The sequence below is a fragment of the Micromonospora sp. NPDC047707 genome (assembly GCF_040704235.1).
Lineage (GTDB): Bacteria > Actinomycetota > Actinomycetes > Mycobacteriales > Micromonosporaceae > Micromonospora.
The window spans coordinates 185431-208103 of the sequence record NZ_JBEYSU010000002.1; the positions used below are offsets into that span (position 1 = coordinate 185431).

At 73.2% G+C, this 22673-nt stretch carries 21 protein-coding genes; 15 read left to right on the forward strand and 6 right to left on the reverse strand.

Translation table 11 applies throughout. The annotated features are described in order from the left end of the window. Positions 1-16: 16 nt before the first annotated feature. Positions 17-1654: an ABC-F family ATP-binding cassette domain-containing protein gene (locus AB0873_RS03090; RefSeq protein ID WP_366598191.1), complete on the reverse strand. Its 1638-nt coding sequence runs from the start codon at positions 1652-1654 to the stop codon at positions 17-19. Between the two features lie 143 nt (positions 1655-1797). Here AB0873_RS03090 and AB0873_RS03095 point away from each other — a divergent pair, with 143 nt between their 5' ends. After that, positions 1798-2559: an ROK family protein gene (locus AB0873_RS03095; protein WP_366598192.1), complete on the forward strand. Its 762-nt coding sequence runs from the start codon at positions 1798-1800 to the stop codon at positions 2557-2559. 113 nt (positions 2560-2672) lie between these two features. Then, complete coding sequence (locus AB0873_RS03100; RefSeq protein ID WP_155330143.1) at positions 2673-3035, forward strand: tetratricopeptide repeat protein; 363 nt, start codon at positions 2673-2675, stop codon at positions 3033-3035. A gap of 60 nt (positions 3036-3095) precedes the next feature. Here the strand turns inward: AB0873_RS03100 and AB0873_RS03105 are convergent, their stop codons facing one another. Then, a complete protein-coding gene (locus AB0873_RS03105; protein WP_366598193.1) occupies positions 3096-3833 on the reverse strand; it encodes a class I SAM-dependent methyltransferase in 738 nt (245 codons plus the stop codon). 145 nt (positions 3834-3978) lie between these two features. On the opposite strand from AB0873_RS03105, the gene AB0873_RS03110 reads away from it, so the two are divergent. Beyond that, complete coding sequence (locus AB0873_RS03110; protein WP_155330145.1) at positions 3979-4233, forward strand: Smr/MutS family protein; 255 nt, start codon at positions 3979-3981, stop codon at positions 4231-4233. A 60-nt stretch (positions 4234-4293) separates the two neighbouring features. Beyond that, positions 4294-4512 (forward strand): hypothetical protein, encoded by a 219-nt coding sequence (locus tag AB0873_RS03115; RefSeq protein WP_155330146.1) that lies wholly within the window; start codon positions 4294-4296, stop codon positions 4510-4512. 91 nt (positions 4513-4603) lie between these two features. On the opposite strand, the gene AB0873_RS03120 is transcribed toward AB0873_RS03115, so the two are convergent. Next, a complete protein-coding gene (locus AB0873_RS03120) occupies positions 4604-6976 on the reverse strand; it encodes a M28 family peptidase (protein WP_366598293.1) in 2373 nt (790 codons plus the stop codon). A gap of 345 nt (positions 6977-7321) precedes the next feature. Here AB0873_RS03120 and AB0873_RS03125 point away from each other — a divergent pair, with 345 nt between their 5' ends. The 7 genes from AB0873_RS03125 (at position 7322) to AB0873_RS03155 (ending at position 16097) form a co-directional block, all read left to right on the forward strand. After that, positions 7322-8527 carry a PP2C family protein-serine/threonine phosphatase gene (locus AB0873_RS03125; protein WP_155330148.1) on the forward strand — a complete coding sequence of 402 codons (1206 nt, stop codon included), beginning with the start codon at positions 7322-7324 and terminating at the stop codon, positions 8525-8527. Further along, positions 8524-10299 carry an ATP-binding protein gene (locus AB0873_RS03130; protein ID WP_366598194.1) on the forward strand — a complete coding sequence of 592 codons (1776 nt, stop codon included), beginning with the start codon at positions 8524-8526 and terminating at the stop codon, positions 10297-10299. The genes AB0873_RS03125 and AB0873_RS03130 overlap by 4 nt, the downstream gene beginning before the upstream one ends. Next, on the forward strand, positions 10296-10748 hold the full coding sequence (locus AB0873_RS03135) for a response regulator (RefSeq protein ID WP_155330150.1): 453 nt from the start codon (positions 10296-10298) through the stop codon (positions 10746-10748). The genes AB0873_RS03130 and AB0873_RS03135 overlap by 4 nt, the downstream gene beginning before the upstream one ends. Continuing rightward, positions 10741-11553: an inositol monophosphatase family protein gene (locus AB0873_RS03140; protein WP_366598195.1), complete on the forward strand. Its 813-nt coding sequence runs from the start codon at positions 10741-10743 to the stop codon at positions 11551-11553. Before AB0873_RS03135 ends, AB0873_RS03140 begins: the two co-directional genes overlap by 8 nt. Before the next feature lie 178 nt (positions 11554-11731). After that, entirely contained in the window at positions 11732-12739 is a 1008-nt protein-coding gene (locus tag AB0873_RS03145; RefSeq protein WP_366598196.1) for a hypothetical protein, read from the forward strand. A 36-nt stretch (positions 12740-12775) separates the two neighbouring features. Further along, a complete protein-coding gene (locus AB0873_RS03150; protein WP_366598197.1) occupies positions 12776-14329 on the forward strand; it encodes a fused MFS/spermidine synthase in 1554 nt (517 codons plus the stop codon). A gap of 70 nt (positions 14330-14399) precedes the next feature. Continuing rightward, positions 14400-16097: a serine/threonine-protein kinase gene (locus AB0873_RS03155; protein WP_366598198.1), complete on the forward strand. Its 1698-nt coding sequence runs from the start codon at positions 14400-14402 to the stop codon at positions 16095-16097. 11 nt (positions 16098-16108) lie between these two features. On the opposite strand, the gene AB0873_RS03160 is transcribed toward AB0873_RS03155, so the two are convergent. Then, positions 16109-16741 carry a TrkA family potassium uptake protein gene (locus AB0873_RS03160; RefSeq protein WP_366598294.1) on the reverse strand — a complete coding sequence of 211 codons (633 nt, stop codon included), beginning with the start codon at positions 16739-16741 and terminating at the stop codon, positions 16109-16111. A gap of 25 nt (positions 16742-16766) precedes the next feature. Further along, positions 16767-18101: a potassium transporter TrkG gene (locus AB0873_RS03165; protein WP_366598199.1), complete on the reverse strand. Its 1335-nt coding sequence runs from the start codon at positions 18099-18101 to the stop codon at positions 16767-16769. Positions 18102-18248: 147 nt separating this feature from the next. On the opposite strand from AB0873_RS03165, the gene AB0873_RS03170 reads away from it, so the two are divergent. After that, complete coding sequence (locus tag AB0873_RS03170) at positions 18249-19376, forward strand: glycerophosphodiester phosphodiesterase (RefSeq protein ID WP_366598200.1); 1128 nt, start codon at positions 18249-18251, stop codon at positions 19374-19376. Between the two features lie 557 nt (positions 19377-19933). Here the strand turns inward: AB0873_RS03170 and AB0873_RS03175 are convergent. After that, positions 19934-20164, reverse strand: coding sequence for a winged helix-turn-helix domain-containing protein (locus AB0873_RS03175; protein WP_366598201.1), 231 nt, complete (start codon positions 20162-20164; stop codon positions 19934-19936). A 299-nt stretch (positions 20165-20463) separates the two neighbouring features. Between AB0873_RS03175 and AB0873_RS03180 the strand changes: the two genes are divergently transcribed. From AB0873_RS03180 to AB0873_RS03190, 3 genes are all read left to right on the forward strand, one after another. Then, positions 20464-20757, forward strand: a complete 294-nt coding sequence (locus AB0873_RS03180) for a DivIVA domain-containing protein (protein ID WP_366598295.1) — start codon at positions 20464-20466, stop codon at positions 20755-20757. After that, positions 20754-21005, forward strand: a complete 252-nt coding sequence (locus AB0873_RS03185) for a hypothetical protein (protein ID WP_366598202.1) — start codon at positions 20754-20756, stop codon at positions 21003-21005. The genes AB0873_RS03180 and AB0873_RS03185 overlap by 4 nt, the downstream gene beginning before the upstream one ends. A gap of 460 nt (positions 21006-21465) precedes the next feature. Beyond that, a complete protein-coding gene (locus AB0873_RS03190) occupies positions 21466-22671 on the forward strand; it encodes a substrate-binding domain-containing protein (RefSeq protein WP_366598203.1) in 1206 nt (401 codons plus the stop codon). Positions 22672-22673: the final 2 nt, after the last annotated feature.

A 22673-nucleotide genomic window follows, 5' to 3' on the forward strand; every position in this document is an offset into this window, starting at 1 on the left:
ACCGGGTCGGCACGGATCAGTCCTCGGCGATCCGTCCGGCGTCCACCCGGAGCCGCCGGTTGACGCTCACCGCGCCGAGCATCCGCCGGTCGTGGGTGACCAGCAGCAGCGTGCCGGGGTAGCCGGCCAGCGCGGACTCCAGCTGTTCGATGGCCGGCAGGTCGAGGTGGTTGGTCGGCTCGTCGAGCACCAGCAGGTTCACCCCGCGCCCCTGCAACAGCGCCAGCGCCGCCCGGGTGCGCTCACCGGGAGAGAGGGTCGCCGCGGGCCGCAGCACGTGCGCCGCGCGCAGGCCGTACTTGGCCAGCAGGGTCCGCGCGTCGGCCGGTGACAGGTCGGGTACGGCCAGCCGGAAGGCGTCGAGCAGCGGCGCGTCGCCGAGGAACAGCCCGCGGGCCTGGTCCACCTCGCCGACGACGACACCGGGCCCGAGCGAGGACCGTCCGGCGTCCAGCGGCAGCCGGCCGAGCAGGGCGGCGAGCAGGGTGGACTTGCCGGACCCGTTCGCCCCGGTGACGGCTACCCGGTCCGCCCAGTCGATCTGGAGGTTCACCGGGCCGAGGGTGAAGGCGCCGCGGCGTACCACGGCGTCGCGGAGCGTGGCCACGACGGCGCCGGCGCGGGGCGCGGCAGCGATCTCCATGCGCAGCTCCCACTCCTTGCGCGGCTCCTCGACCACCTCCAGCCGTTCGATGAGCCGCTCGGTCTGCCGGGCCTTGGCCGCCTGCTTCTCGCTCGACTCGGAGCGGAACCTGCGGCCGATCTTGTCGTTGTCGGTGGCCTTGCGCCGGGCGTTGCGCACGCCCTTCTCCATCCATCCCCGCTGCATGCGGGCTCGCCCCTCCAGGTCGGCGCGGGTCTCGGCGTACTCCTCGTAGTCGGCGCGGGCGTGCCGCCGCGCCACCTTCCGCTCCTCCAGGTAGGCGGCGTAGCCGCCGCCGTAGTGGTTGACCTGCCGCTGGTGCAGGTCCAGTTCGAGGACGCGGGTCACGGTGCGGGTGAGGAACTCGCGGTCGTGGCTGACCAGGACGGTCCCGGCGCGCAGGCCGGTGACGAACTCCTCCAGCCGCTCCAGCCCGGCCAGGTCCAGGTCGTTGGTGGGCTCGTCGAGGAGGAAGACGTCGTACCGGCTGAGCAGCAGCGACGCCAGCCCGGCGCGGGCGGCCTGGCCGCCGGAGAGGCCGGTCATCTCCAGGTCGAGGGAGACGGCGAGGCCGAGGTCGGCGGCGACCTGCTCGGCGCGTTCGTCCAGGTCGGCGCCGCCGAGGGCGAGCCAGCGGTCCAGCGCTTCGGCGTACGCGTCGTCGGCGCCGGGCGCCCCCGCGGTCAGCGCCTCGGTGGCCGCGTCCAGCGTCGCCTGCGCCCCGGCGACCCCGGTGCGCCGGGCCAGGAAGTCGCGGACCCGCTCGCCGGCCCGCCGCTCCGGCTCCTGCGGCAGGTGCCCGACGTTCGCGGTGGGCGGGCTGATCGTGACGCTCCCGGCCTCGACGGGCGACAACCCGGCGAGCGTACGCAGCAACGTCGACTTGCCCGCACCGTTCGGCCCCACGAGCCCGACGACGTCCCCGGGCGCAACGACAAGATCGAGCCCGGCGAAGAGCTCCCGCTCCCCGTGCCCCGCGCTCAGGCCTTTGACAACCAACGTCCCACTCATCAGCCCGCAACCCTATCCGCACCCCACCTACCCCGCGATCTTCACTTCGCGTCCGGACGCAACGGGGCAAAGCTGGCATACGGTGGGCCGGAAATGCATGATCGGCGAGGGTGGTCCGCCACGGACCGGGCACACTTCTCGGCGTGGTGACGACTCTCGCGATCGACTGCGGCGGCGGTGGGCTCAAGGCGTCGGTTCTCGACGCCGCCGGGACCATGCGGGCGCGGCCGGTACGCGTGCCGACGCCGTACCCGCTGCCGCCCGCGCTCTTCGTCAAGACCCTGCGGGACCTGGGGTCGCGGCTGCCGCCGGCGGACCGCCTGACCGTGGGGATGCCGGGCATGATCCGGCACGGGGTGGTGGTGGCCACGCCGCACTACGTCACCCGCTCCGGCCCGCGCAGCCGGGTGGACCCCGAGCTGGTCGCCGAGTGGTCGGGGTACGACGCGCGCAGCGCCCTCGCCGACGCCTTCGGGGTGCCGGCGCTGGTGCTCAACGACGCCGAGGTGCACGGGGCCGGGGTGGTCGCCGGCACGGGTTGTGAGCTGGTGCTGACCCTCGGCACCGGGCTGGGCAGCGCCCTCTTCGACGGGGGCGTGCTCGCCCCGCACCTGGAGCTGTCCCACGCCCCCGTGCGCTGGGGCACCAGCTACGACACGTACGTCGGGGAGGTCGAGCGGCGGCGGCTCGGGGACGCCTTCTGGTCGCGACGGGTACGGCAGGTGGTGGAGGGCCTGCGGCCCGTCTTCCGCTGGGACCGGCTCTACCTCGGCGGGGGCAACTCGCGGCTGATCCGCCCCGAGCAACTGACCCGGATGGGTGACGACGTGGTGGTGGTGCCGAACACGGCCGGCATCGTCGGCGGCGTCCGCGCCTGGGACCTCGCCACCGCCCGGTCGGTCTGACGCGCCGCCCGGTGCCGCAAGGCGGCGCAATTCCCAGCGGGGAACAGTCGCGGTACGGCTGGTGTTGTGCCAGCGTCGGTTCAGTGACGATGTGACACGAGGGGGTGGGTCGGATGGATCTTCTGGCCGAGTACCGGCGGGCGACTCTGTTCTTCGAAGCCGGTGACCCGACCGCAGCGGCCCGGCTGCTCGAGCCGATCGTCGAGGCCGAGCCCGGCAACTCCGCCGTCCGGCAGCTGCTGGCCCGCGCGTACTTCCAGTCGGCCCAGCTCAACCGGGCCGAGGAGCAGCTCCGCGAGCTGGTCGACCGGGACCCCAGCGACCACTACGCCCACCACGTGCTGGGCCGGACGCTGGAGCGGCTGAACCGGCCGGCCGACGCGCTGCGGCACCTGCGCATCGCGGCGGCGATGCACCACGCGAACGACGACTACCAGGCGGCGCTGCGCCGGGTGGAGACCCGGTTCGGCCGCTGAGCGGCGACGACGGGGCGGTCCCTTTCCCGGGGGCCGCCCCGTCGTCGTCTCCGCCCCCGGTCAGGCCGGGAGGCGGTAGACGGACACGTGGGACCGCGAGTCGGCGGTGAACTCCGCCCCGGCCCAGTCGGCGTGCCGGCTCTCCAGCTCGAACCCGGCCAGCTGAGCCATCAGGTCCAGCTCCGCCGGCCAGATGTAGCGGTGCGGGCTCAGGGTGACCCGGGCCTGGCCGTCCTCGTCGTACCGGACGTGGTGCGACACGGCCCGCTGGTGCAGCACGTCGTACGTGTCCAGGCCGAGGTAGCCGGGCTCGCAGTGCCAGACCACGGCCGGCTGGCCCGGTGGGAGCTTGCGGAGCTCCGGTACCCACAGTTCGATCACGAACCGGCCACCGGGTTCGAGGTGCCGGGCCGCGTTGCGGAAGCAGGCGACCTGCTCCGCCTGGGTGTACAGGTTGGAGATCGTGTTGAAGACGAGGTAGACCAGCGTGTACGTCCCCGGGGCGGCGGTGACCGCCATGTCGCCCCGGACCACCGGGATCGTCTCCTCGTCCACCTTCGTCCGCAGCCGCTCGATCATCGGGCGGGACAGTTCGATCCCGGTGACGGGTACGCCCCGCTCGGCGAGCGGAACGGCCACCCGGCCGGTGCCGACGGCGAACTCGAGGGCGCGGCCGTCCCCGGCCAGCTCGACGAGTCGGTCCACCGTCGGCCCGAGCACATCGGGGGCGAACATGCCCGTGCCCGGGGTGTCGTAGCGGGCCGCGGCGTCGGCGTTCCAGAGGTCCTCCTGTCGCATCCCCCGACGGTGGTCGTCGGCGGCGGCGATGTCGACCGATTTCCGGCGGGCGGAGCCGCCCGGCAGGGCCGGTGCCCGGGTCCGCCGAGCGGCGGGCCGCCTACGATGGGGCTGCCATGGAACCCGACCCGGTGGAGGCCCGGCCGTGAAGCTCAAGCTGGACCTGCACGACATCTACAACAAGGGCACCGACATCGACCGTGCCCTGCGCGGGATCATGGACGAGGCGGTGGCGAAGAAGGCCACCCTCGTGGAGATCATCCCCGGTAAGGGTTCCGGCCAGCTCAAGAAGCGGGTGCTGCGGTTCCTCGACCAGAAGGACGTCAAGGCGCTCTACCACCGGGTCGAGAAGGACTCGAAGAACTTCGGCCGCCTCTTCATCCATTTCCGCTGGAAGTAGCGACGGTGGCCTGGTGGCTACCGCTACCGGCCGTCCGGGCAGCTGTTGTACGGTCGCCAGGTGATCGTCGAGGAGCACTGGTGGAACGGGGACGCGACGGCGCGAGGACGTCGTGACGTCTATATCCGCACCGACGGTCGGCGCTGGGAGGTGCAGGCGCAGATCGGTGGTGCGAACGGCCGGTCGAAGGTGCTGGAGTGCCACAGCCGTAGTTCGGCGGCCATCCTTGCGGGGGCTTGGCGCGGGGCCGACCCGGCCTGGCGCGAGGTGCTCCGCTGAGCGTCACCGGCTGCTGATCCCGGCCGGGAGGGTTCGCCCCGGTCGGGACCCCTCGTCGTTCCGGCTACCAGGTTTCCTCGGGTGACCGGGTTCAGAGCGGGTACGTGCGGGCCACCGCGAGCAGCTCCGAGCTGTGTGAGCCGACGATGCCGACGTCCGGTGGGCGGGGGCGGAAGCCGGGGAGCGCGTCCAGGCCGTCGCTGGCGTCCATCGCGCGGAACGCCACCTGGCCCGCCTTCGGTGTCACCGTCAGCGTCACCTCGATGCCCTCGGCCGGCGGTGCGTGGACGACCACCCCGAAGCCCCAGCGGCCCTCGCGCGGCTCGACCGGCACCGACCGGCCGGCCACCTCCGCGCGCAGCACGGTCGCCGTGCCGGTGTCGACGTGCAGGGCGGCCAGGCGGGCCGGCCGCTGCGGCGTGAGCCGTAGCCGCAGGGTGCGTTCCGCACCGGCGGTGGTGTCGGCGAGGACGTCCAGCCTCGGGGCGGGCAGGCCCGCCGCCTGGGCCGGCCCGGCCAGCAGCCGCTCGTCCCCGAAGGCCGGGAACTCGTCGGCCACGGAGACGGGGTCGCCGTCCACGTACCCGTCGGTCCACGGCCGCGGCTCGGCCTCGTGGCTGAGCCAACGGGCCTGGCCGGTGCCGGCGTCGAGCGCGTACATCAGGTGGGTCGGCACGGGGTGCGCGGCGTCGAACCGGTCGACGCCGAGCCCGACGCCGGCGAACACCACGGCCGCGAGCGTCGCGGCGGCGGCCGGCAGCGCGCCGAGCCGGCGGGCCCGGAGGGCGACCGTCCCGCGCTGCCCGCCGGCCTGCGGGTGCAGCAGGTCGACCACGGGCAGCGCCGCCAGGCCGAGCAGCACCGCCACGAGCGCGGCGACACCACCCATCGCCATGCCGAGCGCGGGGAAGAGCAGCACGACGGTGGGCAGCAGCACCGCCACGGCCACCGCGCCGGCCAGCGTCACCGCGACCACCGGCCACGGCCCGTCGATCCGCGTGGCGAGCGCGACGAGCCCGGCGAGGGCGCCGGCCAGGGCGGGCAGGGTCACCAGGTACGCGCCGCCGGGCACCAGCACGGCCAGCAGCACCCCGAGCAGGGCCAGCCACCCGAGCGCGCCGACGGCCAGCGCGGCCGGGCCGATCCGCCGGCGGGTGAGGGCGTACCAGGTGAACAGGAGCGCCGCGGCGAGCGCCAGCACGGCGAGCCGGTACCAGGTGGGCCGGTACGGGTCGAGCAGTTCGGCGTAGCCGGGGCGTGCCGCGGTGATCCCCGCCCAGAGCAGGGTCGCGCCGACCGGGGCGGCCACCAGCGGCACGAGCGCCAGGCCGAAGCCGGCGGCCAACCGGCCGGTGGTCACCCGCCCCCGGCGCCGGGCGAGCCAGCCGAGCGCGACCACGCCGGCGAGCGCGAGCAGCGCCAGCGGCAGCACCAGCCAGCCCGGGTAGCGGACCAGCCCACCGGGGACGGGGAAGTACGTGGCGTCGTGCCCGGCGTCGAGCGTCGCCAGGTCGACCCGGCCGAACTCGCGGGCCAGGCCGAGCGTGTTGTCGCCGTGGTGCTGGAGGCTGGCCCGGTCCATCGCGGCCGGCGTGTCCAGCGGGGTGTGGTAGATCGCCCCGCCGTCGATGTACGCCGAGTTCAGCCCGACGAAGCCGGCCTCGTCGAGGAAGGCGGTGAAGTCGGTGTCGTTCGGCAGGGCGCGGTAGATCTCGACCGCGAACGAGGTGCCCACGGGGTGCGGCGCGGCCCGGCCGAAGGCGTCGACCAGGGCGGCGTTCCGTTCGGACGTCTCGAACATGATCACCGGCCCGGTCGAGCCCCGCGCCTCCAGGTTCAGCACGACCCCGCCGTCCGCGGCGAGGGGGTGGGCCGACGCGAACGCGGCCGCGCCGCACAGGCACGCCTCCTCGGCGTCGGTGAGCACGAAGACGACGTCGTTGCGGGGCCGCGGTCCGGCGGTGAGCGCCCGGGCCACCTCCAGGATGGTCGAGGTGCCGGCGGCGTCGTCGTTGCCGCCCGGCCCCACCTGGACGGAGTCGTAGTGCGCGACGAGGAAGACCTTCCCGGTCGGGTCGGTGCCGGGAAGGCGGGCCACCACGTTGCGTACCCGGGCCAGGGTCGCGCCCCCGGCCGCGCCGCTGAGCTGGCCGGCCTCGGGGGCGACCGTGTCCTGCACCCCGGCCTCCAGGCCGAGGCCGCGCAGCACCCCGACCAGGTGTTCGCGGACCTGGTCGTTGGCCGGGCTGCCGGCCACGTGGGTGCGGGCCGCGACGACCCGCACGTGCTCGTACGCCCGCGCCGCGCTGAACTCGCCGGGCGCCGTGTCGGCCGGGCGCGGCTCGGGGGCGCGCAGGTCGAGCAGGGTGACGGCGCCGACCGCGACGAGCGCGACCAGCGCGGCCACGGCGGCGGCGAGGCGCCGGCGGGGTCGGGCCAGGGCGCGTTCGGCGGAGCGGACCAGCGCGGTCGCGGCGGCGGACCGGCGCTTCGTGGTCGGGAGGGGAGGTACGCCCACGGGACTCCTCGGGGTGCGGGTGGCACCATCCTGCACCCCGCCGGGCGCCGGCGGGACTGCCGGTGCGGCCGGTCTCGACGACGGCTCGCCGGATTCATCCCCTCTGCGCCGGCCCGTCCCGTGATCGGGGGCATCGGGCGTCGAGCCGAGGCCGTCGTGTTGTGTGGGACCGTTGTCTAATACAGGATCAGCAGGGCACTCGGAAGGAGCCCCGACATCACCAGCGAACTTCCGCGTCTCGCGGCGGTGACCCGGCCGCACCGGGGGGCCGGCCTGGCCGGCCCTTCCGTCGTGGGCCGGGCCGAACCGGTCGGCGCTCTCGGGCACCACGGCACCGTGCCACCCGGCGAGCGGCTGCGCGTGCTGCTGGTCGAGGACGACGAGGGCGACGCCTTCCTGGTCGGCGAGCTGCTCGCCGAGACCAACTCGGGCATCGACCTGCTGGTGGCGACCAGCCTGCGCGACGCCCGCAAGCGGGTGATGGGTGTGGACTGCGTCCTGCTCGACCTCGGCCTGCCGGACGCGCAGGGCATCGACGGGCTGCGCCAGGTGCTGGAGATGGCCAGCGGCGCGGCGGTGTGTGTCCTCACCGGCCGGTCCGACGAGCACCTCGGCATCGTCGCGGTCGCCGAAGGCGCACAGGACTACCTGGTCAAGGGCCAGGTCGACGGGGTGCTGCTGACCCGTGCCCTGCGGTACGCGGTGGAGCGCAAGCGGGCCGACGAGAACGCCCGCCGGCTGCGCGAGGTGGAGCTGCGCCAGGCCGAGTCGGCCCGCCTGGAGCGCGGCCTGCTGCCGCAGCCGCTGATGACGACCGACCAGGTCGCGGTGCACACCTTCTACCGGCCGGGCCGGCACGCCGCCCTGATCGGCGGCGACTTCTTCGACGTGGTGCAGACCCGCCCCGACCGCCTCGACCTGATCGTCGGCGACGTCTGCGGGCACGGTGTGGACGAGGCGGCGCTCGGCGTCGAGCTGCGGGTCGCCTGGCGGGCGCTGATCCTGGCCGGGGTGCCGGACGACGAGGTGCTGCCGGCGCTGGAGCAGGTGTTGATGAGCGAGCGCCGGCTCCAGGAGATCTTCGCGACCGTCGCCACCACCCGGCTGCACCTGGACGCCAACCGGGCCACCGTGCGGCTGGCCGGGCACCCGCCGCCGCTGCTGCTTCGCGGGGGGCGGGTCGCGCCCGTCCCGGCGACCGGCGGGCTGCTGCTGGGCGTACGGCCCCGGCGGCCGGTCGCGTACGACCTGCAGTTCGACACCGAGGACTGGTCCCTGTTGATGTACACCGACGGTCTGATCGAGGGGCGGGTGGGCGAGGGCGACGAGCGCCTGGACGTCGACGGCCTGGCGGGCCTGCTCGCCGACCCGGCCACCGCCGGGGTGCCCCTGCCCGAGCTGCCGGCCTGGCTGGTCGGCCGGGCCGAGCAGCTCAACGGCGGCCCACTGGCCGACGACGTCGCCATGCTGCTGGTCACCCGCGGCGGTGGCCGGTGACGACCGGGGCCCAGGGCTGGACGCTCCGCCGCCGCGTGGGCGCGCTGCTCGCGGTGGTCGGCGTCCTGCTGAGCATCCTGGTCGCCGCCGTCATCGGGGCGGCCGCCCAGAACCGCCAGTACACCCACGAGGTGCTGGACCGCTGGGGCCCGCTGCGGGCGCAGTCCCAGGAACTGCTCGCGGTCCTGGTCAACCAGGAGACCGCGGTCCGCGGCTACGCGGTCACCGGTGACCGGGCGAACCTGACGCCGTACACCGAGAGCCTGGACCGCGAGCAGGACCTCTACCGGGGGATGCGGTCGTTGGTCGGCACGTACCCGGACCTGGCGCGGCAGTTGGACACGGTGGAGTCCCGCGCCGCCGCCTGGCGGGGCGCGGTCGCCGAACCGGTCATCCAGGCCACCACGCAGGGCGGGACGGCGGCCGGTCAGGCGCTGATCGGCGACGAGAGCCGGCAACGCTTCGACGGCATCCGCGCCTCGCTCGCCGCGCTCCAGGAGGGCATCCTGGCCGAGCGCGAGGAGGGCGCACAGAACATCTACCGGACCAGCACGCTGGTGGTCGTGCTGCTGATCGTGGCCGCGCTGGTGGTCGTCGTCGCCGGTGGGGTGCTGCTGGTCTCGCTGGACCGGATCGTGGTCCGTCCGCTGACCGACCTGGCCGGGCAGGTCCGGGAGGTCGCCGAGGGTGACTACCGGCACCGGATCGCCGGCTCCGGCCCCCCGGAGTTCCTCATGGTCGCGACCGACGTGGACGCCATGCGGCAGAAGATCGCGAAGGACCTCGACGAGGTACGCGAGGCCCGTGAGCGGATCGAATGGGTCAACAGCCAACTCCAGAAGCAGGCCGAGGAGCTGACCCGCTCGAACCGTGACCTGGAGCAGTTCGCGTACGTCGCCTCCCACGACCTGCAGGAGCCGCTGCGCAAGGTGGCGAGCTTCTGCCAGCTGCTGCAGCGCCGGTACGCGGGTCAACTCGACGAGCGCGCCGACCAGTACATCGCGTTCGCCGTGGACGGGGCGCAGCGGATGCAGCGGCTCATCAACGACCTGCTCGCCTTCTCCCGGATCGGCCGGCTCACCACCGGCTTCACCGAGGTCGACCTCAACAAGGTGATGGGCGACGTGGCGGCGCAGACCGAGGCCGCCCGCCAGTACACCGACGCGGAGCTGACCTGGGGCGAGCTGCCGGTGATCCGGGGCGAGGAGCCGCTGCTGACGAACCTGCTGGCCAACCTCGTCAGCAACTCGATCAAGTTCCGGCGCCCGGACGTCCCGCCGAAGGTGCACGTGTCGGCCCGGCTGGTCGGCGACGAGTGGGAGATCAGCTGCGCGGACAACGGCATCGGGATCGAGCCGGAGTTCGCCGACAAGATCTTCGTCATCTTCCAGCGGCTGCACGCGAAGGACGCGTACCCGGGGACCGGCATCGGGCTGGCCATCGTCAAGAAGATCGCCGAGTACCACGGCGGTCGGGTCTGGGTCGACACCAGCCTCGCCGAGGGGACGGCGATCCGTTTCACGCTGCCCGCGCTGCCCGAGGACGTGCGCGCCGCCGAGGGCGACGACACCGGGGAGGCCGCGACCGCCGGCACGACCGACGGGCCGACGGACGACGGGTCGGGCGGTCGCGTGGACGGTGGACCGGCGGGGGACCCGATGACCGGTGCCGGGCCGACGGACGGCGACGCGGACGGCGCCGGAACGGCGGACGGCCCCGGCGGCGAGCGGGGAAGCGGTAGAACGGGTGACATGAGGGAGACGGTGGGATGACCGTGCCGGCGGACGGCAACAGCCCGATCGAGGTGCTGCTGGTCGAGGACGACCCGGGCGACGTGCTGATGACCCAGGAGGCGTTCGAGGAGCACAAGCTCCGCAACCGCCTGACCGTGGTGTCCGACGGTGCCGAGGCCCTGGCGTACCTGCGGCGTGAGGGGCCGTACGCGGACGCGGTCCAGCCGGACCTGATCCTGCTCGACCTGAACCTGCCCCGCCGGGACGGGCGGGAGGTGCTCGAAGAGATCAAGAAGGACGAGCAGCTGTGCCGGATCCCGGTCGTGGTGCTCACCACCTCGCAGGCCGACGAGGACATCCTGCGCAGCTACCAGCTCCACGCGAACGCGTACGTGACCAAGCCGGTGGACTTCGAGCGGTTCATCTCGGTGGTGCGTCAGATCGACGAGTTCTTCGTCAGCGTGGTCAAGCTCCCGCCGCGTGGCTGACACCCTGCTCGACGACGTCGGTGGGCTGCTGCGCGAGGCGGCCGACCAGGCCGTGCTGCCGCTGTTCCGCAAGCTCGACGACGACGACGTCGCGGAGAAGGCCCCGGGCGACCTGGTCACCGTCGCCGACCGGGCGGCCGAGGAGCTGATCTCGGCGGGCCTGCGCCGGCTGCGGCCGGGGTCGGTGGTGGTCGGCGAGGAGGCGGTCGCCGACGATCCGGGCCTGCTGCGGCACCTGCGCGGCTCGGGTGACGTGTGGCTGGTGGACCCGATCGACGGCACCGGCAACTTCGCGGCCGGCCGCCGCCCCTTCGCGCTGATGGTGGCGCTGCTGACCGACGGGGAGCCGGCCGCCGCGTGGGTGCTCGACCCGCTGGCGGACACCCTGGCCATGGCTCGGGCCGGTGCCGGGACGTACCTCGGCGGGCGGCCGGTGCGGACGGGCGACGCGCCCTCCGCGCCCGGTGACCTGCGCGGCGCCGCGATGTTCCGCTTCCTGCCGTCCCCGGCCCGGGCGCGGGTGGAGGCCGGCGGCGCGCGGCTGGGCGAGCTGCTCCCCGGTCAGCACTGCGCCGGCCGGGAGTACCTGGACGTGCTCACCGGCGACCAGCAGTTCGTGCTCTTCTGGCGCACCCTGCCGTGGGATCACGCCCCCGGCACCCTCCTGGTGCGGGCGGCCGGCGGTGTCGCCCGGCGGTTCGACGGCACCGAGTACCACCCGGCCGACGACGGGCACGGGTTGCTCGTCGCCGCGAACGAGCGGGTGTGGACCGCGGTACGGGACGCGCTGCTCGGCGGAGCGTGACCGGCACCGCGACGGAGCGTCGATGTTCGATGGTCTGTCGGGTCGCGGGCCTGGTCAGCGGTGAGCGGTCCGGTATCGTGTCCGGCGGTCTCCGCCCGCGGGCCGCCACCGGCGCCCGGCGGGGCCGCCGCCGCGCAGTGGCACCGACCGGGGGCCGGCGGCCGACGGAAGGATGGACGTGCGTACGACCCTGCCCCGCGGGCGTCGCGGCCCGCTGATCGCCCTCCTCGCCGCCGTGGCGCTGCTCCTCGGCGTCGGTGCGGTGCCCGCGTACGCGGAGCCCAACGAGGGCGGGACGAAGAAGCTGCGGGACGCCCTGGCGGCCACCGCCAAGGCGCACATCGAGGCGACCACCAAGCTGGAGAACTCCAAGCGGCGGCAGAAGGCGCTGACCGCCGAGGTCCAGGCCATCGAGGTGCGCCTGGTCGACCTGACCGCCCAGGTGGCGGAGGTGGCGGCGCAGTCGTACCGGCTGGGCCGGCTCACCTCGGCGGCGATGCTGCTGGAGAGCTCGTCGCCGGAGGCGTTCCTGGAGCGGGTGGCGAGCCTGGACACGATGGCCCAGCGCGACGGCCGGAAGGTGCGGGAGCTGACTGAGGCCCGGCAGGCGGCGCGGGACGCCAAGATCGCCATCGACGTCGAGGTCCGCGAGCAGACCAAGCAGGTCGCCGTGCTGGCCAAGAACAAGAAGGCGGCCGAGGCGGCACTCGCGTCGGTCAGCTCCGGGGGCAGCTCCGGCTTCAGCGGTTCGTCGGCCAGCGCCAGGCCGGCCCCACGCAACTCGGACGGCTCGTGGCCGTCGGAGTCCTGCTCGGTGGACGACCCGACCACCTCGGGCTGCATCACCCCGCGCACGCTGCACATGCTCCAGCAGTCCAAGGCGGCCGGCTTCACGCGGCACTCCTCCTGCCACCGCAGCGGCGGCGACGGCGAGCACCCGAAGGGGCGGGCCTGCGACTTCTCCGCCGCCACGGGCGGCTTCGAGAACGTCTCCGCGACCGGCGGCGACAAGACGTACGGTGATCGCCTGGCCGCGTACCTGAAGAACAACGCGAGCCGCCTCGGCGTGATGTACGTGATCTGGTACCGGCAGATCTGGATGCCGAGCACCGGATGGCGGTCGTACAGCGGTGGGGGCAGCCCCGCCGCCGACCACACAAACCATGTTCACGTTTCGATGTACTGACCCGGGCGGTCAGGTTCGCTGCGTACCATCGCGCGGGTGAACCCTGCATCGTCCGACGTCACGGTCCCGCCGGCCCGACCCGCGCCGGCGACCGGCCGGGCCCTGCCCACCGGGCTCGCCGCGTTCCTGGTCTTCTTCTCCAGCGGCGCGGTCCTGGTGCTGGAGACCGCCGCGCTGCGCCTGGTCGGCCCGTACGTCGGGGTGACGCTCCAGGTGACCAGTTCGGTCATCGGCATCGCGCTGGCCGCCATCGCGTACGGGGCGTGGGCCGGCGGGTGGCTGGCCGACCGGCGGGACCCGCGTACCCTGCTGGCGCCGGCCCTGGTGCTGGCCGGCATCGCCACCGCGGTGACCCTGCCCGCGGTCCGCTACGCCGGTGAGGTGCTGCGCGGTGGCGCCGCCAGCGCGATCCTCCTGCTCGTCGCGCTCGCCGTGTTCATTCCGGCGATGCTGCTGTCGGCGGTCACCCCGATGGTGGTCAAGCTCCAGCTCGCCGACCTGCGCCGCACCGGCCAGGTCGTCGGCCGGCTCTCCTCGATCGGCACGCTGGGCGCCGTCACGGCCACCCTGGTCACCGGCTTCGTGCTGGTGGCGGCCCTGCCAAGCACGGTTATCCTGCTCGGCCTGGCGGTGTCCCTCGGGGTCACCGGGCTGGCCCTCGGCGGGTGGCTGCGCCGGAGCGCCGGCGCGCAGCTGACCGGCCCGGCCCGGGTGTCGGCGAGCCTCGCGGTGCTCGGCCTGGTCGGCGCCGGCCTGACCGCCGTCGCGCCGAACCCGTGCGACATCGAGACCGCGTACCACTGCGCCCGGGTCGAGGCCGACCCCCGCCGGGAGGGCGGGCGCACGCTGCTGCTCAACTCGGCGGAGCACTCGTACGTGGACCTGGCCGACCCGACCCACCTGGAGTACGCGTACACGAAGTGGATCGGCGCGGTGGCGGACGTGGCGGCACCGGCCGGGCGGCGGCTCGACGCGCTGCACCTCGGTGGGGGCGGGTTCACCGTGCCGCGGTACCTGACCGCCACCCGCCCGGGCACCGGCAACGTCGTGTTCGAGATCGACGGCGGGCTGGTCACGCTGGGCGAGGAGAAGCTCGGCGTACGCCAGGGACCGGACCTGCGCGCGGTGGTGGGCGACGCCCGGATGCTGGTGGCCGACGAGCCCGCGGGCAGTCGCGACCTGGTGGTGGGGGACGCGTTCGGGCACCTGGTGGTGCCCTGGCACCTCGCCACCCGCGAGATGGCCGCCGAGATCCGCCGGGTGACCCGCCCCGGCGGGGTGTACGTGCAGAACGTCATCGACTACCCGCCGATGCGGTTCATCCGCAGCGAGGTCGCCACCGTGGCCGCCGAGTTCCGGCACGTCGCCCTGATCGCCCCGCCCGCCGCGCTGGCCGGCGAGAAGGGCTCGAACTTCCTCATCGTCGCCTCGGACGCCCCGCTGCCGCTGGAGGCGGTCCGCACCCGGCTCGACCGGGTCGACCCGTCGGTGACCGTGCTCGACGACGAGGCGCTGGGCGATTTCGTCGGCGACGCGCTGGTGCTGACCGACGACTACGCCCCGGTCGACCAACTGCTCGCCACCGCCTGATCGGGTGACTTCGCGAACCGAATCCGGTTCGGAGGTGTAGCCCGGCCGGTCCGGGGCAACAACGATCCCCATGGGAGGGGTCCGCGACGGCGCGCAACTGCTCGGTGAGCGGTACCGGCTGATCGAGCAGCTCGGTGCCGGCGGCATGTCCGTGGTCTGGCGGGGCTACGACGAGGTGCTCGGCCGCCAGGTGGCGGTCAAGGTGCTCGCCTCCCGGCTCGCCAGCGACCGGGCCTTCCGGCACCGGATCCGGGTCGAGGCCCAGGCCGCCGCCCGGCTGTGCCACCCCAACATCACCAACGTGTACGACTACGGCGAGTCCGAGCAGGTCGGGCTGACCGTGCCGTACGTGGTCATGGAACTGATCGACGGCGAGTCCCTGACCGGGCGGCTGCGGCGGGGACGGCTGCCCTGGCGGGAGGCGGTGACGGTCGGCGCGGAGGTGGCGTCCGCACTGGCCACCGCCCACGCGCGCGGGGTGGTGCACCGGGACGTCACGCCCGGCAACATCATGCTGACGACGACCGGCGTCAAGGTCGTCGACTTCGGCATCTCGGCGCTGGTGGGGGAGAAGGAGAAGGGCCCGGACGGGGCGCTGCTCGGCACCCCCGCGTACCTGGCCCCGGAGCGGCTCGACAACGGTGACGTGTCACCGGCCACCGACGTGTACGCGGTGGGGCTGCTGCTCTACCGCATGCTCACCGGCCGGCTCCCCTGGGAGGCGAGCACCACCACGCAGATGCTGCGCGCGCACATGTACAACGACCCCGAGCCGATGCCGCCGGTGCCGGGGCTCCCCGACGAGGTCGCCGACCTGGTGCGCCGCTGCCTGGCGAAGCGCCCCGAGGACCGGCCGGTCACCGCCGAGGTCGCGCGTACGCTCGCGGCGGCCGCCGGCATGGTCGCCGCCGTGCCGGTCTCCCCGGCTCTCGGTGGCCTCGTCGACGTGACCACCGTGGCGAACCTCGGCACCACGATCCTGCCCTGGTCGGCGTCGACCGACGCGCTGCCCTTCTCCCGCAAGCGCAACCGGCGGGCGCTGGCCCGGCGGCGGCGGGTGGAGGCCGGGGTGGCCGCCGCGGGGCTGGTCGCGGTGACGGCCACGATGTGGGGGGTGACCTCCGGCAGTTCGGCGAGCGGCGGCGTCGACCAGCCGACCGAGGTGCGGATGGGCGCGGAGGAGGAGATCTCCTGCCGGGTGACGTACGCGCTGCGTACCGATTCGGGTAAGGACTTCGCGGCGGAGGTGTCGCTCACCAACACCGGTGGCCGGGAACTGCGCGACTGGCGGCTCGCCTTCGCCTTCCCCGCCCAGCAGACGGTGACCAAGGCGTCGCCGGTGCCGGTCCGCCAGGAGGGTCGGAACGTCCACGTACGGCCCGCGCCCGAGCGGGCCGCGCTGGCCCCCGGCGGGACCGAGAAGTTCACGCTCACCGGTCGCTACACCGGGGTGAATCCGCTGCCGGTGGAGTTCCGCATCGCCGACGAACTGTGCGGCGTCCAGGTCTCCGGGGTGGCGGGAACGGTCCCCAGCACGGCCCCCGCCACGAAGGCGCCGGTGAAGAAGGCACCGGCGAAGAAGGCGCCGGCGAAGAAGGCGCCGGCGAAGAAGGCGGCGACGAAGAAGGCGGCGACGTCCCGGGATTCCGGCTCGTCCGTTACCAAGGCCAAGCGCGGCGGCGCTGGCAAGGGTGGCGGGATGAAGGTCGTGGAGCGGGACGACGACGATGACGACGATGACGACGACGATGAGGGCGACGACGACTGAGCGCGCGGCGCTCAGCTGAGCGCCGCGAACCGCTGTACCGCGTCGATGCTCCCCTCCACGATCAGCATGCTTCCGGGTGCCGGCACGGTGGCGTCGGTGGCGTACCGGAACCGCTCGTCCGGGAGCTTGACCCCGACGACCCTGACGTTGTATTGGTCCGCCGGCCGCAACTCGGCGAGGGGACGCCCGGTCATGCTCGGTGGGGCGAGCACCTTGGCGATCGCGAAGTCGTCGCCGAACTCGATGAAGTCGAGCATCTTGCTGACGATCAGGTGCGCCACCCGCTCACCGGTCTCCCGCTCGGGAAAGATCACGTGGTGGGCGCCGACCGACGACAGGATCTTGGCGTGCTTGCTCGACGTCGCGCGGGCCCACACCTGCGGCACGCCCAGCTCGACCAGCGCGAGCACGGTGAGCACGCTCGCCTCGACCGAGTCGCCGATCGCCACCACGGCCCGCTCGACGTCCTCCACGCCGAGCTGCCGGAGGACGCTCTCGTCCGTCGCGTCGGCCTGCACCACCCGGTCGAGCTGGGCCGACCAGCGCTGCACCGGGGCGGCGTCCCGGTCGATCGCCAGGACCTGGTGTTTCTGCTGGATCAGGGAGCCGGCCAGGTGGGACCCGAACCGGCCCAGTCCGATCACCACGATGCCACCGGGTTCGGAAGTGTTAGCCGACAATGGGTTGCTCCTCCGGGTAGCGGTACAGCCTGCGCCGGGTGTTCAACGCGATCGCCGACCCGAGGGTCAGCGGCCCGACCCGGCCGATGTACATGAGGACGATCAGGACGAGCTGCCCGCCGTGGGGCAGTTCCGCGGCGATGCCGAGGGACAGGCCGGTGGTGGTGAACGCCGAGGTCGTCTCGAACAGCGCGGCGTGGTACGGCACTCCCTCGGTGAGCAGGATCAGGGCCACGGTGCCGGCGACCACCAGCGCCACCCCGAGCAGCGCCACCGTGATGGCCTGGCGCTGGCTGGCGGTGGCGACCCGCCGGTGCCCGACCGTGACGTCCGGCTCGCCGCGTAGCTCGGCCCAGATGACGAAGGCGAGCAGGAAGAACGTACTGACCTTGATGCCGCCGGCCGTGCTCGCACTGCCACCACCGATGAACATCAACGCGATGATCAACGGAACGCTCTCCTCGCCGAGCGCGTCGATGTCGACGACGTTGAACCCGCCGGTGCGGATGAAGGCGTTCTGGGTGAACGCGATCAGTGTCTTCTGCGGCCAGGAATGGATGCCCAACGTGTACGGGTTGGACCAGTCGAACAGGAGCAGGGCGCCGGAGCCGAGCACCAGCAGCACGAGGCTGCCCCAGACGGTGAGCTTGGTGGCCACCGCCCAGCCCGCCGGGTGCCGCCACTCGCGGACGGCCTCGAAGAGGGCCGGGAAGCCGAGCCCGCCGACGATACTTCCGAAGGCGAGCGGCAGAGTGATCCACGGGTCCTGGGAGAAGCCGATGAGGTTGTCGGTGTAGAGGGCGAAGCCGCCGTTGTTGAAGGACTGGACGGCGTGGAAGACGCCGATCCAGAGCGCCCTGCCGAGCTCGTAGTCGTAGCGGCCCGACAGTCGCAGCGTCAGGATCGCCATGATGATCAGTTGGCAGCCCAGTGAGGTGGCGGCGATGCGCAGCAGCAGGCGCCGGATGTCGCCGATTCCGAACTCGGCGGTCTCGGCCTGCACGAGCAGCCGGTTTCGCAGCCCGAGCCGGCGGGCCACCGCGAGGATGACCAGCGTCGCGCCGGTGAGGATGCCGAGCCCGCCGATCTGCGTGAGCACGGTGATCATCGCCAGGCCGAACTCGGTCCAGTAGTTCGGGGTGTCCACCACCGTCAGGCCGGTCACCGAGATCGCCGACGTCGCGGTGAACAGCGCGATCATGAAGGGGGTGTACCGCTGCTGGCCGGTCGCCCACGGCAGCATGAGCAGCAGCGTGCCGACCAGGATCGCCAGGCCGAACCCGATCGGCACCAGGCGGACGGGGCGACGCAGCAGCCAGCGCACCCGACAATCTTCACTTTTCCCTCCACGTGGTGGTGGCGGAAACGGCATCCCGGAGGGTTCATCCACCGGCCAGGGACCGACCACCCAGCCGTCAACGTCGACGGTTCTGCTGAGGCGATTGCCCCTGACGAACGACAGGAGACGGCGTTGCGACGACGCACCCTTTCCGCCCTCGGCCTGGCCGGCGCCCTGCTCGCGGCCACGGTGGCCGTCCCGGCCGTGACCGCCTCCGCCGACCCGGCACCGGCCGCCGACCGGTCCCGCGCCGACGACCGCCCGATCGTGATCGGCCATCGCGGCGCGAGCGGCTACCGGCCCGAGCACACCCTGGAGGCGTACCGGCTGGCGATCCGGCAGGGCGCCGACTACATCGAGCCGGACCTGGTCGCCACCCGCGACGGCGTGCTGGTCGCGCGGCACGAGAACGAGATCGGCGGTACGACCGACGTGGCGGCCCGGCCGGAGTTCGCCGCCCGCAGGACCACCAGGACCATCGACGGCGTGGCGGTGACCGGCTGGTTCACCGAGGACTTCACCCTCGCCGAGCTGAAGACCCTGCGCGCCAAGGAGCGGCTGCCGCAGGTCCGGACGCAGAACACCGCCTTCGACGGGCAGTTCGAGGTGCCCACGCTCCAGGAGGTCGTCGACCTGGCCCGCGCCGAGGGCCGGGCCCGGGGCCGGACCATCGGCATCTACCCCGAGACCAAGCACCCGACGTACTTCGCCTCGATCGGGCTGCCGCTGGAGAAGCCGCTGGTCGAGGTGCTGCGGCGCAACAAGCTGACCCACCGGAACTCGCCGGTCATCATCCAGTCCTTCGAGACAGCCAACCTGCGCCACCTCAACAAGGTCATCGACGTCAAGCTGGCCCAGCTGCTGAACGCCAGCGGCCGCCCGTACGACTTCACCGTCGCCGGCGACACCCGCACCTACCGGGACCTCGCCACGCCGGCCGGGCTGGAGTGGATCGCCGGGTACGCCGACGGCGTCGGCGTCAACAAGGACCTGATCGTCCCCCGCGACGCCACCGGCAAGCTGCTCGCCCCGACCACGCTCGTCCGGGACGCGCACCGGGAGAAGCTGATCGTGCACGCCTGGACGTTCCGGGCGGAGAACCAGTTCCTCCCGGCCGACCTCCGGATCGGCACCGACCCCAACGCCCGTGGTGACATCCAGGCCGAGTACGAACTCTTCTACGGCCTGGGCCTGGACGGGGTCTTCACCGACCACCCGGACACGGCGGTCGCCGCCCGCGCCGGCCTGCCCCGCCGCTGACCCCGCTTCCCGCCCTGTCGGCCCGCCACCCCGGTTCGGGTGGCGGGCCGACACCGTCTGTCCACGGCACGCCCACCTCGACTTCGCGCCCGTGGCGCGCTGACACCCCGACTTCATTGAGATTGGGGGTACAGGCGCTCTGCGACACCCCGACTTCATGGAAGGCGAGTCGATCAAGGGGTTACCGGACGCTCGGTGGCGGTGGCGGTGGCGGTGGCGGTGGCGGTGGCGGTGGCGGTGGCGGTGCGGTCGACGGCGGCGGCAGAGTAGCTGTCGAGCTGGCCGGTCTGTGCGACCGCTGCCGGGCGCGGGCCCTCTCTGGCGGGGCCGCACGAACGACCCGGCGACGAGCCTGGGGCGGTCGGCGCCTGGGGGTGGGGTGGGGTGGGGTGGGCGATCGCCGTCCTGTGGACCTGATGGCCTGGATGGATCAGCCCAGGTTCTATTTGATCAACTCAGTGCCGGCGGCATGGGGGTGTCCGGGGCGAGCGGATACCGCGACGCCGCCGGCATGGCGGCGATCAGCCGAGCTTCCCTCGGCCACCCGGCGGGACGGGTCACCGCCCGGGCTGCTCGGCGACGTAGGTGCCCCGGCCCGGTTGGCCGGTGATCAGTTCCCGATCGTGCAGGAGCGACATGGCCCGGTAGGCCGTGTTCATGCTGACGCCGTATTGGTCGGCGATCTGCCGGGTCGATGGCAGTTTGTCGCCAGGTTTCAGCTCGCCGCTCTTGATCTTCGCAGTGAAGTCGTTGGCGATCACTTTGTAGGGCGCAGGCGCTGTGGGCATGACGAAGACTCCGGTTGGTTCGGCGACTTCGATCCTGCCCTACCTACACAAGTAACTGCAACAGGTTGTCGACGCGGCGGTGACTCAGGGCTCGACCAGCGCAAGATACTGGTGTAGGTTTTCGGTGTCCGGCTCCGGTTGGTTCGGCAAACCTCGGGGTCGGGCCCGAAAGTGGGCTCCGGGGTCGTACCGCCGATCAGGGCTGCGGTCGCGGGGCCGGCGGTCCGGTCCGCGTCCCCTATCGGCGGGCCGGGCCGCCCTCCAGGTCACATCCATCGAGGAGGTCTCGATTGCGCACCGTGCTCAACCTGTTCCGCCGGAACAGACGCCAGCGGCCGGGGCGATCCCCGAACGGCGGGTGGTACCGGTCGGAGTCGTGCCGGCCGTTGACCGCCGGGCAGGTGCGGGACCGGCGGTTCCGGTCGGTACGGCGAGGGCTCGACCCGGCCGAGGTGCACGCGTTCCTGTACCGGGTGGCTGGCGAACTGGCCGCCACCCGGCGCGACCTGGTGACGGTCACCGAGGAGAACGTCCGGATCAAGCGGGCGCTGCGGAGCTGGCAGGCCCGGTTCGCGCCGGGGGCACGGCGGTGAGCCGGGACCGCTTCGTGGTGCACCTGCCGGTGCTCGCCGCCGACCTGGCCGCCGCGAAGCGCTTCGCCCGCACGATCACCCGCTCGCTCGGCTTCCTGCCCGACATCGACCCGGCCGAGACGACGGTGTCGGAGGAGGACGCGCAGTTCGTACGCCATCGGGTCTTCTGCGACGCCCGGCTCGACGGCGCCGGCCGCTGCGCGCGCCCGGCCGACCACGACGGCCCCTGCGTCCCGCCACGGCGGTGACCCGCTGCCCGCCCGGCCGGCTGGAGGGGGCGAGCGGCGACGCTTCGGTGACCGGGCGGCAGCCTGCGCCGGATGACGTGCCCGGCGCCACGCATGGCCGGGAAGCGGCACGATCCTGACTGATCCACCGACGACGTCAGCTCCACAGCTGCCGGTGGTCGCACAGGTGGGGCAGCTCGACAGCGTCCCCATCCGCGAATGCTCCGGCGCGCCAGGACCAGGGACGCGAAGCCGGAACGCGAAGCTTGGTGGCGGGGGGCGACACAGGGCCGCCCGACACCGTGGCGGTTGCGGCCATCGCCCCGGCGGGCCGTCACCGCCGGTCAGGTGGCGCTGTCACCGGGGGCCATCCATCCCCTGTTACTTGTGTGTTTCCGCCACATAGCCCGTGGGTGACGTCACTTCTAGCGTGAGCCGACAAACAAGTTCCCCTTCCTCCGAGTCCTCACGTGGAGTCGCAATGACGGTCCGGACGACGCGGCGGGTGTTCCTCTCCGCCGCCACGATGATGGCGGCGGCGCTCGCCGCCACGGCCTGTGGTAGCCCGCAGGAAACCGCCTCCGGTGGCGGCGACAGCGCCGCGCCGGTGAAGGTTGGCCTGGTGTACTCCCAGTCGGGAGCGCTGGCCAGCTACGGAAAGCAGTACATCGAGGGGTTCAAGGCCGGTCTCGACTTCGCCACCAAGGGCACCAACAAGGTCGGTGACCGGGCCGTCGAGCTGACCGAGGTCGACGACGCCGGTGACCCGGCGAAGGCCGTCAACGCCGCCAAGGACCTGATCGGCAAGGGGCACAAGATCATCGCCGGGTCGACCGCGTCCGGCGTGGCCCTCCAGGTCGCCCCGATCGCCGCCCAGAACAAGGTGCTGTTCATCTCCGGGCCCGCCGCCACCGACGGCGTGACCGGCGCGAACAAGTACACGTTCCGCTCGGGCCGGCAGTCGTACCAGGACGTGGTGACCGCGAAGTCGTTCATCGGCGACCCGGCGGGCAAGAAGGTGGTCGTCTTCGCGCAGGACGGCGCGTTCGGCGACGCCAACGAGGCGGCCGTCAAGGCGGTCATCGGCGGCGCCGGCGCCACCGTCAGCAGCGTACGGGCCCCCGCCAGCGCGACCGAGTTCACGCCGTTCGCCAGCCAGATCAAGGCCGCCAAGCCGGACCTGCTCTTCGTCGCCTGGGCCGGCACCACCGCCCCGGCGATGTGGCAGACCCTCGACCAGCAGGGCGTGCTGACCTCCACCACGGTCGTCACCGGTCTGGACATCCGCGCCTCGTGGCCCACCTTCGGTGCCGCCGGCAGCAAGATCTCCTTCCTGTCGCACTACTTCGACGGGGCCACCGACAACGAGGCCACCAAGGCCGCCAAGGCGAAGATCCCCGGCGGCACCCTGGACCTGTTCCACCCGGACGGGTTCCACGCCGCGCAGATGGTCGTCCGCGCCATCGCCGAGGGCGGCGACGACGTCGAGAAGATGGTCACCGCCCTGGAGGGGTGGAGCTTCGAGGGCGTCAAGGGGCAGCTGACCATCCGCAAGGAGGACCACGCCCTGCTCCAGCCGATGTTCCAGGCGAAGCTCTCCGGCAGCGGCCAGGCGTTCACCGCCACCGCGCAGAAGAGCCTCACCGGTGACGAGACCGCGCCGCCGGTCGTGGCGATGAAGGGCTGACC

Bases quoted from the DNA above. Each gene is read 5' to 3' on its own strand.
- AB0873_RS03100 (WP_155330143.1), top strand. From the start codon at position 2,673: ATGGATCTTCTGGCCGAGTACCGGCGGGCGACTCTGTTCTTCGAAGCC.
- AB0873_RS03135 (WP_155330150.1), top strand. From the start codon at position 10,296: ATGACCGTGCCGGCGGACGGCAACAGCCCGATCGAGGTGCTGCTGGTC.
- AB0873_RS03155 (WP_366598198.1), top strand. From the start codon at position 14,400: ATGGGAGGGGTCCGCGACGGCGCGCAACTGCTCGGTGAGCGGTACCGG.
- AB0873_RS03105 (WP_366598193.1), bottom strand. From the start codon at position 3,833: ATGCGACAGGAGGACCTCTGGAACGCCGACGCCGCGGCCCGCTACGAC.
- AB0873_RS03175 (WP_366598201.1), bottom strand. From the start codon at position 20,164: ATGCCCACAGCGCCTGCGCCCTACAAAGTGATCGCCAACGACTTCACT.
- AB0873_RS03090 (WP_366598191.1), bottom strand. From the start codon at position 1,654: ATGAGTGGGACGTTGGTTGTCAAAGGCCTGAGCGCGGGGCACGGGGAG.
- AB0873_RS03190 (WP_366598203.1), top strand. From the start codon at position 21,466: ATGACGGTCCGGACGACGCGGCGGGTGTTCCTCTCCGCCGCCACGATG.